Genomic DNA, 14889 nt, shown 5'->3' on the forward strand with positions numbered 1-14889 from the left:
TACTGGTTAAGATACAGGTAATCCACAAAACAGGGCATGGTATAATTTTGAAGGGAGCGTGAGAAAAATGAGCGAATTTACAGTATTGGTTGTAGATGATGAAAAAGAAATCAGAGATGCCATTGAAATCTATTTGAAAAACGAAAAGATGAATGTCCTCCAGGCATCAGACGGCATAGAAGCCATTGAACTCTTGAATGAAGAAGTCGTTCATTTAATCATACTGGATATTATGATGCCGCGCCTTGATGGCATAGCGGCAACGTTTAGGATCAGGGAACAGAAGAACATTCCGATCATTATGCTTAGTGCAAAAAGTGAGGATACGGACAAAATCCTTGGACTTCAAATTGGAGCCGATGATTATTTGACAAAGCCTTTCAATCCCGTTGAACTGATTGCCCGGGTGAAATCCCAGCTGAGAAGGTATATGACGCTGGGCACATATGAGGGAAAGAATTCGATCATAAACCTGAGCGGCCTTACTCTTGACAAGGATGCGAGAGAAGTGGCCATTCACGGGGAGGCTGTTAAGCTGACTCCAATCGAATACAGGATTGTAGAGCTTTTGATGTCCTATCCTGGGCGTGTATTTTCGATTCATGACATTTATGAACGAGTATGGCAGGAGCCTTGCTATAACGCAGAAAATACAGTGGCCGTTCATATCCGGAAAATCAGAGAGAAAATAGAGATTGATCCAAAAAATCCAAGATATTTAAAGGTGGTATGGGGTGTTGGGTACAAAATGGAAAAGTAAGCTGAGTTGGGGTGCATGGCTGCTCTTGTTTACCATCGGGTTGAGCGGTACATTAACCTTCTTGTCTCACTGGGATGCCTATCTGGGAAAGAGTTACTTTGATACGGATGAATTCCAAAGTGAGTACAATACGTTTCTGGGATATCTCCATATTTCCGAAGTCAGCAATTTGACAGGGGATGAGATGAAAGAAAAAATTACGGTTTCCGATGAAGAAATGGAGGAATACCGCTTCAGATACGGTGAGTTATCTGATCAAATCAATAGCATCCAGGAACAGTACAGACCGCAGCTGGATGAGGCGAGAGCGGATCATAATCAAAAACTTGAAAGTTATTATCAAAAGCAAAGAGACAAAAAGATTGAAGACATTCAGAAGAATTTTGACAGTGACAAATATGTAAAAGAGAAAGTAAAAAAAGAAAAAGAGAAGCAAATCGATCATTTTATTGAAAATAAAGAAGAGGTAAAGAGGCAGTTGAAGCAATGGGATTCTTCGTTTGATTACTATTTGCAAAATAATGAGAGCGCTGAAGTATTTACCAATCTCTCCTCTTCAAATAAGCAGGATGCCTATCAAAAGTTAAACAATAGCAACATGCAGTTTGTTCAGGAATACAAAAGTGCAAGGGATCTGTCCATCTCAGATTACATGCCGCCATCGGACGATACTGGAGAGGGTCCAAATTATGATAATACTGTTACTGATGTTTTATCAGATGAAAAACCGGTGCTGATCGGAAAAATTGGTGTGCCGAAATCCTTGCCAAAGACCAGCATGATCTATGAGCAGTATCATATGTTCCAGATCAATCAGCTCTTTTTTTACCTCTACAGTACTGTGGGTGTGTTTGGTTTAGCAATAAGTATCTGGCTTGCAAGAAAATACCGTTTGCTGGCTGCTATTGGTGAACTGCCAATTAAAAACGTTTACCGAAAAGTGCCGATTGATCTAAAAGTAGCATCCTTACTTTTATTTGTTTTTGTTCTCATGGTATCCGTCGGTAACATTTTTACTTTTACTTTATACGGCGACTATTCAGTTATGATCAAAAATACGCTTTTTGATATTTTATTTACAAGCATTGTTGCAGCGCTAATCTTGATTCAAGTGGTTTGCCTCCGTGAAGAGATAAAAGAAAACGGCCTGACTAGAGCAGATTGGAAGCATTCTCTTATTTACCGGTTATGGATGGATGTGGTGAAGGCTTTTCATTCGTTAGGATTTGCTTTTCAAATTCTAGTTTTGCTTGGTATTGTATTTGCCTCCGGCTTTGGTGTGGGCTTCATTATGTACAACGACCAGCTTATCGGACTCTATCTCATACTCTTTGTGGTGGTTACGGTACCGGCATTGTTACTGTTGCTTCGGAAGATTTCTTACTTAAACCGGATTGTTATTTATTCTTCCGATTTGGCTGCCGGGAAGATGGAGCCGGATTTGAAGGCCAAAGGAAATTCTCCGCTCGCCGGGCTGGCAAGGAACATTAACACACTGAAGCATGGTGTAAAGGCATTGCAGAAGTCCGAAGCAAAAAGTGAACGGCTGAAAACAGAGTTGATCACCAATGTAAGCCACGATTTACGAACACCGCTCACCTCGATCATTTCTTACACGGAGTTGTTAAAAACACGGAATCTCGATCAGGACAGCCAAAAGGCGTACGTTGAAATTATTGATAGGAAATCAAAACGGCTCAAAGTCTTGATTGATGATTTGTTTGAAGCATCAAAAATGGCGAGCGGAAATATTGAACTTGTCCGAACAAAAGCAGATATCGTTCAAATGCTGCAGCAGGCACTTGCTGAAAATGATGAAGCCATAGAGAAATCCAATTTGCAGTTCAGACTGTCATTTTCTGAGCAGCCAATCCATGCAAATGTCGATGGACAAAAAATGTGGCGTGTATTTGATAATCTGATCGGAAATGCGTTGAAATATTCCCTAGATCATACGAGAGTATATATCGAAATTGAACAAAAACAGGATGAAGTGATCATCTCGTTTAAAAACATTACAAAATATGAATTGGGGGGCAACACGGAGGAGCTGTTTGAACGATTCAAAAGAGGGGACACCTCACGCCATACGGAAGGATCAGGCCTTGGCCTGGCGATTGCCAAATCGATCGTCGATCTTCATGAAGGCCAGATGGACGTGGAAGTGGACGGAGATTTATTTAAAGTGATAATCCGGCTGGATGCGGTATAAAATGAAAGATAGCTAAAGAAGCGGACGATGCCGCTTCTTTTTGATATCCGGAAAAATCTTTTGTTTACATTTCTATAAGGTTCTGTTTTATTATAGGAATAGACTGAATGTAAGAGGTATAACTTATGCTAAATGTTTATTACACTGACACCGCAAACCAACTAACAGAAGTGGAAGACATTCAAAAAGGATGCTGGATCAATCTTATTGCACCGACCAATGAAGAAATTAACTGGGTGGTTGAGAAAATAGGAATCGATCCGGACTTCCTGAGAGATGCCCTGGATGAAGAAGAACGTTCAAGGGTAGAAAAAGAAGGAAATACCGTAAGTGTTATCGTGGACCTGCCGATTTTGGATTCAGACGAGAACGGAGTCCAGTATGATACCTTTCCGCTTGCCATGATATCCACCGATTCTCATTTTATAACGGTTTGCCTGAGAGAAAACCCGATTCTGGAGCTGTTTGCCAAGCGAAAAGTAAAAAACTTTTACACGTATAAAAAAACGCGTTTTGTGTTTCAGCTGCTTCAGATGATTGCTACTTATTATTTGCGTTACCTGCGGCAAATCAACCGGAAGACAGAGCAAATCGAATATGAATTACGGCAGACACTGAAAAATGAGGATCTCTTTGAACTGCTCCGGCTTGAGAAATCTCTCGTGTATTTTGCCACTTCCCTTAAATCGAATGATGCTGTACTTGAAAAATTGCTGAAGGTCAGCTACTTGAAAATGTATGAAGAAGACAAGGATCTGCTTGAAGACGTTATTATCGAAAACAAGCAGGCGATTGAAATGAGCCTTATATACAGAAATATATTAAAAAGCCTTATGGATGCTTTCTCTTCGGTAATATCGAATAACCTGAACGTAGAAATGCGCTTTTTAACGTCCATTACGATTATCCTTGCTTTGCCTACCATGGTAGCGAGCTTTTATGGAATGAACATTCCGTTGCCGTTTCAGAAATATCCGCATGCGTTTTTTGTAAGTCTGTGTGTTGCTTTTACCATATCGGGATTGGTTGCCTTTATCTTTTGGAAAAAGCGCTTCTTTCGGAAATAGAAAATCATTCTGCGGAAGGGAACTTTTCTCAATAAAGTTCCCTTTTTGTTCGCTTGATAGCGAAAACGCTTTCCTATGGAAGGGAAATGGGTTTACAATCAGGTTATCTTATCTTTAAAATTATGTTAACATTGTAAAGCGATATGATACTTAAATTGAAGTGTATCCTATGAACGATGATATAGAATATTAAGCATAGTGATCCAAAAAAGGAGATGCCAGCAATGAGCCAGACCATGTTAGAGAATGAGTCGCTGTCTCCCTACCTTTCTTTTACCAGGGAAGAATGGGCGGGCTTGTATTCGGCCGATATACAACCGTTAACAGAATGGGAAGTGTCGGAACTTCAGGGAATCAACGAAAATGTATCCCTCAATGAGGTCTCGTCCATTTATTTGCCATTGTGCCGGTTGCTTAACCTATATGTCACCTCTTCACAGCAGCTTCATCTGCAATCGAATGCATTTTTGCGCAAGCAAATGAAGAAGCCACCGTTCATCATCGGGATTGCCGGAAGTGTAGCGGTAGGCAAAAGCACAACGTCCCGGATCATTCAGGCGCTTCTGTCCAGATGGCCCAACACGCCAAAGGTGGAACTTGTTACAACCGACGGCTTTCTTTATCCAAATGCTGTTTTGGAGCAAAAAGGGCTGATGGGGAAGAAAGGATTTCCAGAAAGCTACGATTTAAAAGGACTGATCCAGTTTTTGTCCCAATTGAAATCAGGAAAGCCGGTCGTGGAAGCTCCCATCTATTCTCACTTGGAATATGATATTTTGCACGACCAGGTACAAACCATTACTGAACCCGATATTGTTATTGTAGAAGGTATTAATGTACTGCAGGTTCCGAAACAAAAAAGAAGCAAAAAACAAAATACACAAATCTTCGTTTCAGATTTCTTTGATTTCTCCCTTTATGTGGACGCGGACGAAGAGGAAATCAAGCAATGGTATGTGGATCGATTTAAAATCTTGAGAAACACCGCTTTTCAAAGCCCGGTATCCTATTTCCACCGTTATGCTGATCTGAATGATGAGGAAGCGATTGAATTTGCACTTAATATTTGGAATACCATTAACGGATTGAATTTGCGTGAAAACATCCTTCCGACCAAGTATCGGGCGCATCTAATTCTGGAAAAAGGAAAAAATCATTCCGTATCCGGGGTTAAAATGAGAAAAATGTAGTCCAAAAAGACGGCAAACGCCGTCTTTTTTGATGAACTCTTTGGAACTAGACATAGCGTGGAAAGAAACAGGGTATACAGTAGGAGTCGACCGAAAATTGAGCGTATATTACAAAATTTGTATCTATTTTCTCATTTTTATGAGAGGTGATATAGAGTATGGTAATAGTACAATACTTACTAAAAAGTAACTTATTATCTTTTGGCGACTAAGCAGCAACTACTTTTTGAATGAATACCCGCATGGGAGCTGATGTTGTGAAAGATTCCGAATTGAATAAACATGTCTTTTTGGCCAAACTGATTACACAGTATGCAAGAGTTCATCGGAAAGCAGCGGGTCCTGTTGCCGAAGAATATATCCGTCAGATTGGTATACGAACGGGAGAGTGGATAGAGGGCTATTACAAGGAATACAGCAGCCCGTGGACTATTGAGCAATATGTGGATATTCTGATCGATTTAAAAAATAAAATAGGCGGTCAGTTTGAAATTTTATCCATAGATGGTGACCGAATCGTGATGAAGGCCATTCAATGTCCCTTTGGAGATGACGTAACTCATGCGCCCCACCTTTGCATGATGACGTCCAGCGTATTCGGCGGGATTGCTGCAAGACATTTCGGTTACGGCAAAGTTTCACTCAGGAAACAAATGGCTCTTGGACACGAAAATTGTGAAATTGCGATTTATTTATCGCCAGATGATTCGGAAGAGGGGATTGAGTATAAAGATTTGACCATTTCCCCCGCTCAGGCAGATCCTTTCCTCTGGGAAGAAGAAACCATCACCATGCTGAACGAAGAGCTAAAACGGACGGATGAATTGATGATCAAATTACTTGACGAGTTGGAAGAATTAAGGGGAAAAGTAAAAGAGGATGGAAAAGTGAAGAGATAGAGAATTCAGAATGTTAATGCGTGTGGTGCCAAACCGCACGCTTTTTTTATACACCAGAACGTTTGAAAGAAAGTATGAAAGGTTAAGGAGAACTATAGGAAAAGGAGTGGAGTAATGTGAAACTCAAAACAGCTAACCTAGACAAAAGGAAACTCGCTTATATTGATGAAGGAAAAGGAGAAGCCATCGTGTTGCTTCACGGTTTTTGCGGAAGCCATGAATATTGGGAGGAAGTCGTCCCCAAGCTTGCTAAAGAATACCGTGTAATTGCACCTGATTTGCGTGGGCACGGAAAATCATCGGTCAGTGATTCTGCATGTGCCGTGGAGGATTTTTCTGAGGATATCAAGGATTTGCTCGGGCATTTAGGATTGGATAAAGTCACGATGCTGGGTCATTCACTGGGAGGATATATTACTTTAGCGTTTGCTGATCATCAAAGCAACCGGCTGAAAGGGTATGGACTGATTCATTCCACTGCCTTTCCAGACGATGATGCCGGCCGGTTGAAGAGAGACCGCACCATTGAGCAAATACAGGAAAAAGGAATCGAATCAGTGATTGATCAATTGGTACCCGACCTGTTTGCACCGGATACTCCGCTGTCTGATAAAATAGAGAAGGCGAAAAGAATCGGATATGAAACTCCGCCGGAAGGAGCCATTGCTGCGTCCGTTGCCATGAAAAACAGGCCCAATCGCAATGACGTCCTCCAGAACTCAAATATTCCGGTTCTTCTGGTGGCTGGTGAAAGAGATCAAGTGGTTCCACCGGAAAAAACTTTTTCGGTTTCCAAGGAGAACATCATTCAGTCTACATTACAAGGAGCCGGGCATATGGGAATGTACGAAGCAACGGATAATCTGATAGAAGAAATTATGGCATTTATGAAAAAAATAAAATAAAAAAAGGCTCCTGAATCTCAGGAGCCTTTTGTGTATTCCTTACTTTTGAACGTTTGCAGCTTGAGGTCCGCGAGCACCATCAGTGATTTCAAACGTTACATCTTGACCTTCTTCAAGTGATTTGAAACCGTCGCCTTGAATAGCAGAGAAGTGTACGAATACATCGTCTTGGCCTTCAACTTCGATGAAGCCGAAACCTTTTTCTGCGTTGAACCATTTAACTTTACCTTGTAACATAGATGTTCCTCCTGTGTGGATAAAACCCACGATTTATTACTATTCCTGCTCAAATATCATTCAAGACGCAAACCACTGCGAAGAAGTCATGTACCGAACAAAAATAACTGTTACTACTGTAACATTCTTTAACCGAATACGCAAGGGTGTTAAGTTTTTAATCATATTTTTATTTAAAAGTTTAAAAATAGGGAATAACAGAGCTAAGAAGGAGGAGGATAGAATGAAGGCACAAGGATACTTAATCTTTGGATTGCTGTTTGCCTTATTGATTGCGGTTTTTGCTGTTGTTAATGGCAATGATGTAAGTTTTAATTATATTTTTGGGACAGTCAAATGGCCGTTGGTTCTCATCATTCTCGGTTCAGCAGCTGTTGGTGGATTGGCTGTGGGGTTTTTTGGCATTCTGAAAGTGGTTCAGCTGAGAAACCGGGTAAGGCGGCTTGAATCTCAGTTGAAAAAGCAAGAGTCCCTGCAAAGGGAGACCATTGTTGATGATAATCAGAAGGAACCAATGGATGAAACGATCAATGAACCTCATCGCAGGTACCGCGCTGCCGAGGAACCAAAAAGAAGCCGGTCTCAGATCTAATTCTGAGCCGGCTATTTTTGAGCATTCCTTTAACTCTATAGGAAAAATGGGTTTAAGGCAGCTTTACACCTCTGGAAGACACATAGAGTTCATACCACTCTTCCCGGGTCATGATTTCAGAGATACGGACGGCATCGGCTGAATCCTTGATTCGCTGAACATTGGTCGTACCGAGAACGGGCTGAATCTTTGCGGGATGGCGCATTAGCCAGCCAAGAACGATGGCTTCAAGCGTCGTTTCTTTTTCAGCTGCCATTTTGGCTACCAAATCCTTGGTTTCTGCTTCTGCTTCTGTTAATTCTATGGAACTGTTGCCGGAAAAAATGCCTTTAGCCAGCGGGGACCATGCTTGAACTTGAATATCCTTTCTCATGCAATGCTCCATCAGACCACTTGTGAAATGAACGGACAAACCAGCTTCCTGATTGACGTGAACCCCTTCATCGGCAAAATCCACTTTGTTTAAACTCATTTCAAGCTGGTTAACTATCAGCTTTTCATCCATAAAGGCTTCCAACAGTTCAATCTGAGACTGGTTCATATTGGATACGCCGAAATGGCGCACTTTACCTGAGGATTTCAACTTTTCAAAAGCTTCCGCCACTTCTTCAGGTTCCATTAGCGGATCCGGGCGGTGAAGCAGGAGAATATCTAAATAGTCGACAGTAAGCCTTTTCAAAATCTCGTCCACAGAAGTAAGGATATGTCCTCTTGAAAAGTCATACCTCCCTGGGCCAATATCATCCGCAAATCGAATTCCGCATTTACTCTGGATTACCATTTGTTCACGCAGACTCGGATTTCCCTGGAGTACGCGCCCAAAGGCCTCTTCTGCTTTGCCCATCGTATAAATATTGGCATGATCAAACATGGTGATACCGGTTGAGAGGGCCGCATCCACAGCCTTTTCTGTTTTTAATACTTCATCATCCGAAAGGGGGCTTCGGTCCCAGCTTCCGCCAAACCCCATACAGCCCAGTGCCAGTCGGCTGGATGTAATTCCTCGCTTTTCCAAAGGCATTTTGCGCATTATGTAACCTCTTTTCACTTGGATATTAACTATCAAGATCATTGTAGTCAGGCTTGGCCAAAAACTGCAACTATTACGATTAGGCAGAACAAAAGCCTGCTGTTGGCTACAGCAGGCTTTTTTCTAATTATGCGTTATGCTGGTCAGAATCTCCCCAGCATTCCACGTTTTTTAAACCAGGAATACTGTTTTCGGTAAACACTGGATCTTTTCCATGCTTCTTTTGTTCTTTGTAATGGCGTAATGCCGCAAAGGCAAATTTGCCGAGAAGGGCAATGGCAATCAAGTTGATAATGGCCATCAGACCCATAAACAGGTCAGCGAGGTTCCAAACGAAGGTCAGATCCGACAGTGAACCGAAAATAACCATGCCCACAACCGCCAATCGGTAAACGAACAGCCAAGTGCGACTCGTGTTCATGAATTCGATGTTAGATTCGCCGTAATAATAATTACCGACAATGGAACTAAAAGCAAAGAGCAAAACAATAACCGCAATCAAAATGGTGGCCCATGAACCGATCTCATGGCTTAACGCAGATTGTGTCAGAACAATTCCGTCAGTTTCACTGGATTTGAACATACCGGACAGCAAAATAATAAAAGCGGTGGAACTGCATATGACAAGTGTATCAACAAATACGCCAAGCGACTGGATAATTCCTTGTTTAACAGGATGGCTTACATCAGCGGTAGCTGCGGCATTCGGTGCGCTACCCATACCGGCTTCATTGGAAAATAATCCCCGTTTAATTCCCTGCATCATGGCAGCTCCAGCAGCTCCGCCGAGGATTTCCTTAAAGCCCGAAAATGCCTCATTAAAGATCAATCCAAGAACATCAGGAATTTCAGTCAAATTAGTCAGGATCACATACAAGGCAAGAAGGATGTAAAGTCCGGCCATGACAGGTACCAAAAATTCGGCTACTTTGGCAATCCGCTTAATGCCTCCAAAAATGATCACAGCAGTCACAACTGTAATGATCAGGCCTGTCCATATCTTGTCCACATGAAAAGCATTTTGGAACGCATTGGAAATGGTGTTCGCCTGTACGGAATTAAAGGCAAGACCGAATGTGATGGAAATAAGAATAGAAAAAATGATTCCCATCCAGCGGGCATTAAGCGCTTTTTCCATATAATAAGCGGGCCCTCCGCGGAACGTCCCGGTCGCCTCGTCCCGGACTTTATAGATTTGTGCAAGTGTGCTTTCAACAAAGGCTGAAGCAGATCCGATCAATGCAATGAGCCACATCCAAAATACTGCTCCAGGCCCTCCGGTTGTTATGGCTATGGCCACACCGGCGAGATTTCCTGTTCCTACTCTGGATGCTGTACTAATGCAAAATGCCTGAAAGGAAGAAACCCCTTTTTTCTCTCCGGAATCTCTGGCACCCTCGCCAAGCAGACGGAACATTTCTTTAATCATTCGAAACTGAACAAATCTCGAGCGAATGGTAAAATACAAACCAATCCCGACCAGCATGATGATCAGAACGTAACCCCATAAATAATCGTTTGAAAAATCAAAAATCCGATTAAAAACGTCCATGTCATTTCTCCTCTCGTACATGCAATGATGTAGTTGACATACAACTTCTAATGTAACAAAACCTTACATATATAGCAATTCAATACGAAAAAAAACTACATCTCCCGATGACGGAGATGCAGTTTGTTCCTTTTAGCTGTAAGAGTGTCTCATATGGTCGGATACGATCTGCTTGTGGATCAGGAGTTCCACCAGAGAGTACACAAGAGCAATCAGAAACGCGCCCCAAAGTGAAACATAAGCACCAGCCATAAACGAGCTGATCACATAAACCAGCAGATACGAAAGAACAAAATCTGCGATAAACGCTAACCAAAAGGATAAACGGGGCAAAAATATATATTCCATAAGTACAGCAAGCGGAGCCAAAATTATTGTGATGATCAGAAAGGGAAGCGGCTTGTTGAAACTCACTCCTTCAAACCAAAAAGTGCACAGAAGAAGAATCAGCGGAATACTGATTATCTTCAGCAATAAACTTTGCATAATGACAATCCTCCTTTGTCCACCTTTATTTTTGACGTATTGTTTAAAATTATGCTGATACTACAGATTATTGTTTTGCTGGCTGATTTCTCCTTCGTCCAGATAAAGGTTTACCCGTTCCAGGTTTTTATGTTCGTTAACCGAATCCCCCGCTGTATAATCTTCTGATCCAAGTGGATGATCGGCGGATCTTCCAGCAGCAATTGTCATTTCTTCTTCTTTGGGAGCATTGGAAAGCATTTTTTCAATAACGGTGGGTTTCTTTTTCATAATGGCCTCCTTGCTGCAGCTGTTTCAGCTATTTTCATTTAGCGTACTCTGTATCATCAGTCTCTATTCCGCTGAAAAAGTATTGGACAAAACTAACATAAAATAAAAAGATACGGGGTATAACTTAATTATCTTGAATGGAGGAGGTCATTGCCCGTGGAGTACTCTTTGTATAAGAAAGATGGAGCCTTTCCCTGCGATGTAACGATTGATGTGGATAATAACATTTATACTGTCCGGGACAGCGATACAACAGGCCAGATCTTCCAAAGTGCACCAGAAGTCGCCTCCTGGATTAAACAAAATTGGGCACCGGATCAGTTCGAGAAACCTGATGATTATTATGATTTAGTCAATACACTCGAGTCATCACTGCAGGAAGATGAACTGGAAATATAAAAAGCGGAAGCCAGACGATGGTCTGGCTTCCGCTTTTTATGGTGGAGCCTCATTCGGTTACAGAAATAAAATTAAAGGATTGAACGTTGAATAATCCTCCATCGGTCAGTTTCAGTTCAGGGATGACAGGAAGAGCTAAAAAAGAAAGGGTTAGAAATGGATTATAATCCTGTGAGAAGCCAATGCGGCGCAATGCCAAATTTAGCTGCTTCAGCTGGTTATAAACTTCGATATGGCTTTGGTTACTCATTAAACCGGACAATGGAAGTGACAGGGACGCAAGAATGTCTCCATGCTCGACCACTGCCAGCCCGCCTTGCATAGAATCCACGGCTTTTATCGCTGCAAGCAAGTCTTGATCGTTTGTCCCGGCTGCGACAATATTGTGAGAGTCATGAGCAACGGTGGATACAATCGCTCCTGAAGTGAGACCGAGTCCTTTTACAATTCCACGGCCTATGCGGCCAGTGGCGTGATGGCGTTCTGCAACAATAAGCTTTAATTGGTCTTTATTCACATCCGGAATGAATACGCCGTTTGAGGAACTCACGTGTTCCTGCACATGCTTCGTTACAATACGGTTGGGGATGATTTGAATAATATTCGCTTTCTTCTTACCAGAGATGGGAATCGCCAAATCCTCGCTGCCAACCGGTTTCAACTGTACGCTGTTGGTGATGGTTAAGGGTGGGGATATGGCCTTTGGAGAAGGCTGAATCATTTTCCCTTCCGAAGCCACCTTTACTCCATTCTTATAGACATCCTTAATCTGAAAACTGGTAAGATCGGTCAACAAAATAAAGTCGGCATCAAATCCCGGGGCAATTGCTCCTTTTTCCTTCAATCCAAAACATTCAGCGGCATTGAGAGTAGCCATTTGAATGGCAAGCAAAGGACTGAATCCTTTTTCAACCGTGAGTCTGACATTATGGTCAATACTGCCATGGTCCATCAGATCATCAAGATGTTTATCATCAGTGACAAAAAGACATCGCCGGGCGTTTTTTTCTGTCACTGCATCAAGCAATGCTGTTAAATCTCTTGCTGCCGATCCTTCACGCAGCATGACATACAGCCCTCGGGACAGTCTGTCACGGACTTCCTGGGGAGTCACGCATTCATGGTCTGTACGAATGCGTGCCGTTCCGTACACATTGATTCCATAGGCAGGAATCCCTGACGCGTGGCCATCGACATGTTTATTATGTAGCAATGCATCTTCAATTTTCCTCGTCATTTCCTTTTCACCGGAAAAGACGGCAGGATAGTTCATAACCTCGCCAAGACCGATGACACGCTCATGCTTGTAATAGGGATAAAGATCTGAAGCGATTAATTCTGAACCTGCATGTTCAAATGGGGTGGCAGGTACACAGGAAGGTAGCCCGATAAACACATCAAGAACTATGTTTTCTGATGCTCTTAACATGTAATCGATCCCATCTTTTCCGCTCACATTTGCAATTTCATGGGGATCTGCCACAACGGTAGTCACCCCATGCGGGACAACGATATCGGAAAACTCCTCTGGCGGAACCATGGCTGATTCAATATGAACATGCCCATCAATCAGGCCTGGACAAAGATATGCACCCTCTGCATCTAGTTCTGTTTTGCCTTCATATGTTCCAATTCCGACAATTTTACCCTGGGTTACCGCTACATCCGCCTCAATGACTTCAAGATTGAATACATCGATAATTTTGGCATTTTTAATGACCAGGTCGGCAGGAACCCTTTTAGAAGAGGCAGCAATCAATTGTGAAAGAGGGTATTTTTTATTTTTCATGGTTTTGGCTCCTTCCGAACGGTATTGGACCGGGCAGCAAGCCTTGCACCCGGTCCAGGATGGGAAATTAATGGCTTCCCCAGATAAAGTTGATAATGAATGCGAGACTGATCACATACATCATCCAGTGCACGTCTTTATGCTTCCCAACCGCAAGTTTTAAAACCGTATAGGAAATAAATCCGAAAGCAAGTCCTTGGGCAATGCTGAAAGTCAGCGGCATGAGGATAATGGTCAAAAAAGCAGGGATGACATCCGTAAAATCGTCAAAAGAAATGGATTTAATTTCGCTGAGCATCAAGGCACCAACCAAAATTAAAACGGGTGCAGTTGCTACGGATGGAACAAACGCGATAAGGGGAGTGAAAAGAAGACTCAGGAAAAACAGGATGCCTATTGTTAAAGCTGTCAGTCCCGTGCGGCCGCCCTCTGAAATGCCTGTCGCATTTTCGACATAGGCGTTCATAACCGTACCTCCCATGGCTGCGCTTGCCATGGTGCCGATTGCGTCGGCTTGCAGGGCTCGGTCCAGGTTTTCAATTTTCCCATTTTCATCAGCAAGTCCGGCTTTATTGGAAAGGCCAATGAGGGTTGCCAGATTATCAAATAATTCAACGATCGTAAACGAAAATAGAATTGACAGGATGCCATATGCAAAAGCGCCTTTCAGGTCCATGGCAAGGAACGTTTCTGAGAGGCTTGGGAGGGACAGGGAAGCAATGTCTTTCACACTGTGCGGGTAGTCAATAAAGCCCGTCACCATGGCCGCTATGGAAGTCACAAGGATGCTGATCAATAACGCGCCCTTCCATTTCTTTGACAGTAAAAACGAGGCAAAAAGCAATCCGAACAGCGCAAGCAGCGGTCCGGCTTCTGTTATTTTGCCCAGGCTGACAAAGGTATCTTTGTTGGCAACAACAATCCCAGCATTTTTTAAACCAATAAAGGCGATAAATAAGCCGATTCCGACAGAAATGGAAGATTTCAGGAGCGGAGGAACACCGTCAACAATCCGTTGGCGGACACCGGTGATTGTCAAAATAAAGAACACCAGCCCTGAGATAAACACCGCTCCGAGAGCGGTTTGCCAGCTTAAACCGGCGCCAAGGACCACTGTATACGTAAAAAAGGCGTTCAATCCCATACCAGGTGCCACGGCAACAGGGAAGTTGGCCCAAAGTGCCATTAACAGTGTACAGAACACACTGCCATAAATCGTTGCTGCCAAAGCAGCTTCCTTCGGGATACCTGCGTCCGCAAGAATGGAAGGATTGACGAAGATAATGTAGCTCATGGTGAGGAAGGTGGTGATGCCTGCAAGAATCTCCGTCCTGATGGTTGTTTTTCGTTCTTCCAGCTTAAAAAAGCGGTTCAAAGAAAATTCTCTTCCGGCTCTTTCTTTTCCTGCTCCTGACATAAAAATACACCCCTTTTCTTTTAGTAGAATCCATTAACCCTAAAATAATTAACCGGTTTGAAGGGGAGGAATTCCTGTGATGAC

The 14889-nt window shown here is 42.7% G+C and carries 15 protein-coding genes; 8 read left to right on the forward strand and 7 right to left on the reverse strand.

From position 1 onward, the window contains the following. The first annotated feature begins 67 nt into the window (after nt 1-67). The 6 genes from QNH15_RS08745 (at nt 68) to QNH15_RS08770 (ending at nt 7033) form a co-directional block, all read left to right on the forward strand. On the forward strand, nt 68-760 hold the full coding sequence (locus QNH15_RS08745) for a response regulator transcription factor (RefSeq protein WP_061968555.1): 693 nt from the start codon (nt 68-70) through the stop codon (nt 758-760). Then, entirely contained in the window at nt 738-2972 is a 2235-nt protein-coding gene (locus QNH15_RS08750; RefSeq protein WP_283894107.1) for a sensor histidine kinase, read from the forward strand. Before QNH15_RS08745 ends, QNH15_RS08750 begins: the two co-directional genes overlap by 23 nt. Before the next feature lie 125 nt (nt 2973-3097). Beyond that, on the forward strand, nt 3098-4039 hold the full coding sequence (locus QNH15_RS08755; RefSeq protein WP_283894109.1) for a magnesium transporter CorA family protein: 942 nt from the start codon (nt 3098-3100) through the stop codon (nt 4037-4039). Nucleotides 4040-4263: 224 nt separating this feature from the next. Then, on the forward strand, nt 4264-5229 hold the full coding sequence (gene coaA, locus QNH15_RS08760) for a type I pantothenate kinase (RefSeq protein ID WP_283894111.1): 966 nt from the start codon (nt 4264-4266) through the stop codon (nt 5227-5229). Nucleotides 5230-5486: 257 nt separating this feature from the next. Next, the gene (locus QNH15_RS08765; protein WP_283894113.1) at nt 5487-6128 is read left to right on the forward strand and encodes a methanogen output domain 1-containing protein; all 642 of its coding nucleotides are present in this window, start codon (nt 5487-5489) and stop codon (nt 6126-6128) included. A 116-nt stretch (nt 6129-6244) separates the two neighbouring features. Continuing rightward, complete coding sequence (locus QNH15_RS08770; protein ID WP_283894115.1) at nt 6245-7033, forward strand: alpha/beta fold hydrolase; 789 nt, start codon at nt 6245-6247, stop codon at nt 7031-7033. A gap of 39 nt (nt 7034-7072) precedes the next feature. Here the strand turns inward: QNH15_RS08770 and QNH15_RS08775 are convergent, their stop codons facing one another. After that, complete coding sequence (locus QNH15_RS08775; RefSeq protein WP_283894117.1) at nt 7073-7270, reverse strand: cold-shock protein; 198 nt, start codon at nt 7268-7270, stop codon at nt 7073-7075. Nucleotides 7271-7493: 223 nt separating this feature from the next. On the opposite strand from QNH15_RS08775, the gene QNH15_RS08780 reads away from it, so the two are divergent. Further along, nucleotides 7494-7862, forward strand: coding sequence for a LapA family protein (locus tag QNH15_RS08780; RefSeq protein ID WP_283894119.1), 369 nt, complete (start codon nt 7494-7496; stop codon nt 7860-7862). Between the two features lie 52 nt (nt 7863-7914). Here the strand turns inward: QNH15_RS08780 and QNH15_RS08785 are convergent, their stop codons facing one another. From QNH15_RS08785 to QNH15_RS08800, 4 genes are all read right to left on the reverse strand, one after another. Further along, nucleotides 7915-8892, reverse strand: coding sequence for an aldo/keto reductase (locus QNH15_RS08785; protein ID WP_283894121.1), 978 nt, complete (start codon nt 8890-8892; stop codon nt 7915-7917). A gap of 127 nt (nt 8893-9019) precedes the next feature. Next, on the reverse strand, nt 9020-10444 hold the full coding sequence (locus QNH15_RS08790) for an alanine/glycine:cation symporter family protein (protein WP_283894122.1): 1425 nt from the start codon (nt 10442-10444) through the stop codon (nt 9020-9022). A gap of 132 nt (nt 10445-10576) precedes the next feature. Next, nucleotides 10577-10930 carry a DUF2512 family protein gene (locus tag QNH15_RS08795; protein WP_283894123.1) on the reverse strand — a complete coding sequence of 118 codons (354 nt, stop codon included), beginning with the start codon at nt 10928-10930 and terminating at the stop codon, nt 10577-10579. A gap of 60 nt (nt 10931-10990) precedes the next feature. After that, nucleotides 10991-11200 carry a hypothetical protein gene (locus QNH15_RS08800; protein ID WP_283894124.1) on the reverse strand — a complete coding sequence of 70 codons (210 nt, stop codon included), beginning with the start codon at nt 11198-11200 and terminating at the stop codon, nt 10991-10993. A 156-nt stretch (nt 11201-11356) separates the two neighbouring features. Here QNH15_RS08800 and QNH15_RS08805 point away from each other — a divergent pair, with 156 nt between their 5' ends. After that, nucleotides 11357-11599, forward strand: a complete 243-nt coding sequence (locus tag QNH15_RS08805; protein ID WP_283894126.1) for a hypothetical protein — start codon at nt 11357-11359, stop codon at nt 11597-11599. Nucleotides 11600-11648: 49 nt separating this feature from the next. Here QNH15_RS08805 and ade read toward each other — a convergent pair whose 3' ends face one another. Both ade and QNH15_RS08815 read right to left on the reverse strand, forming a co-directional pair. Then, complete coding sequence (ade, locus tag QNH15_RS08810; RefSeq protein WP_283894128.1) at nt 11649-13388, reverse strand: adenine deaminase; 1740 nt, start codon at nt 13386-13388, stop codon at nt 11649-11651. Between the two features lie 67 nt (nt 13389-13455). Further along, entirely contained in the window at nt 13456-14805 is a 1350-nt protein-coding gene (locus tag QNH15_RS08815) for an NCS2 family permease (protein WP_283894130.1), read from the reverse strand. Nucleotides 14806-14889 lie beyond the last annotated feature (84 nt).

The organism is Fictibacillus enclensis, assembly GCF_030123385.1.
GTDB lineage: Bacteria > Bacillota > Bacilli > Bacillales > Fictibacillaceae > Fictibacillus_C > Fictibacillus_C enclensis.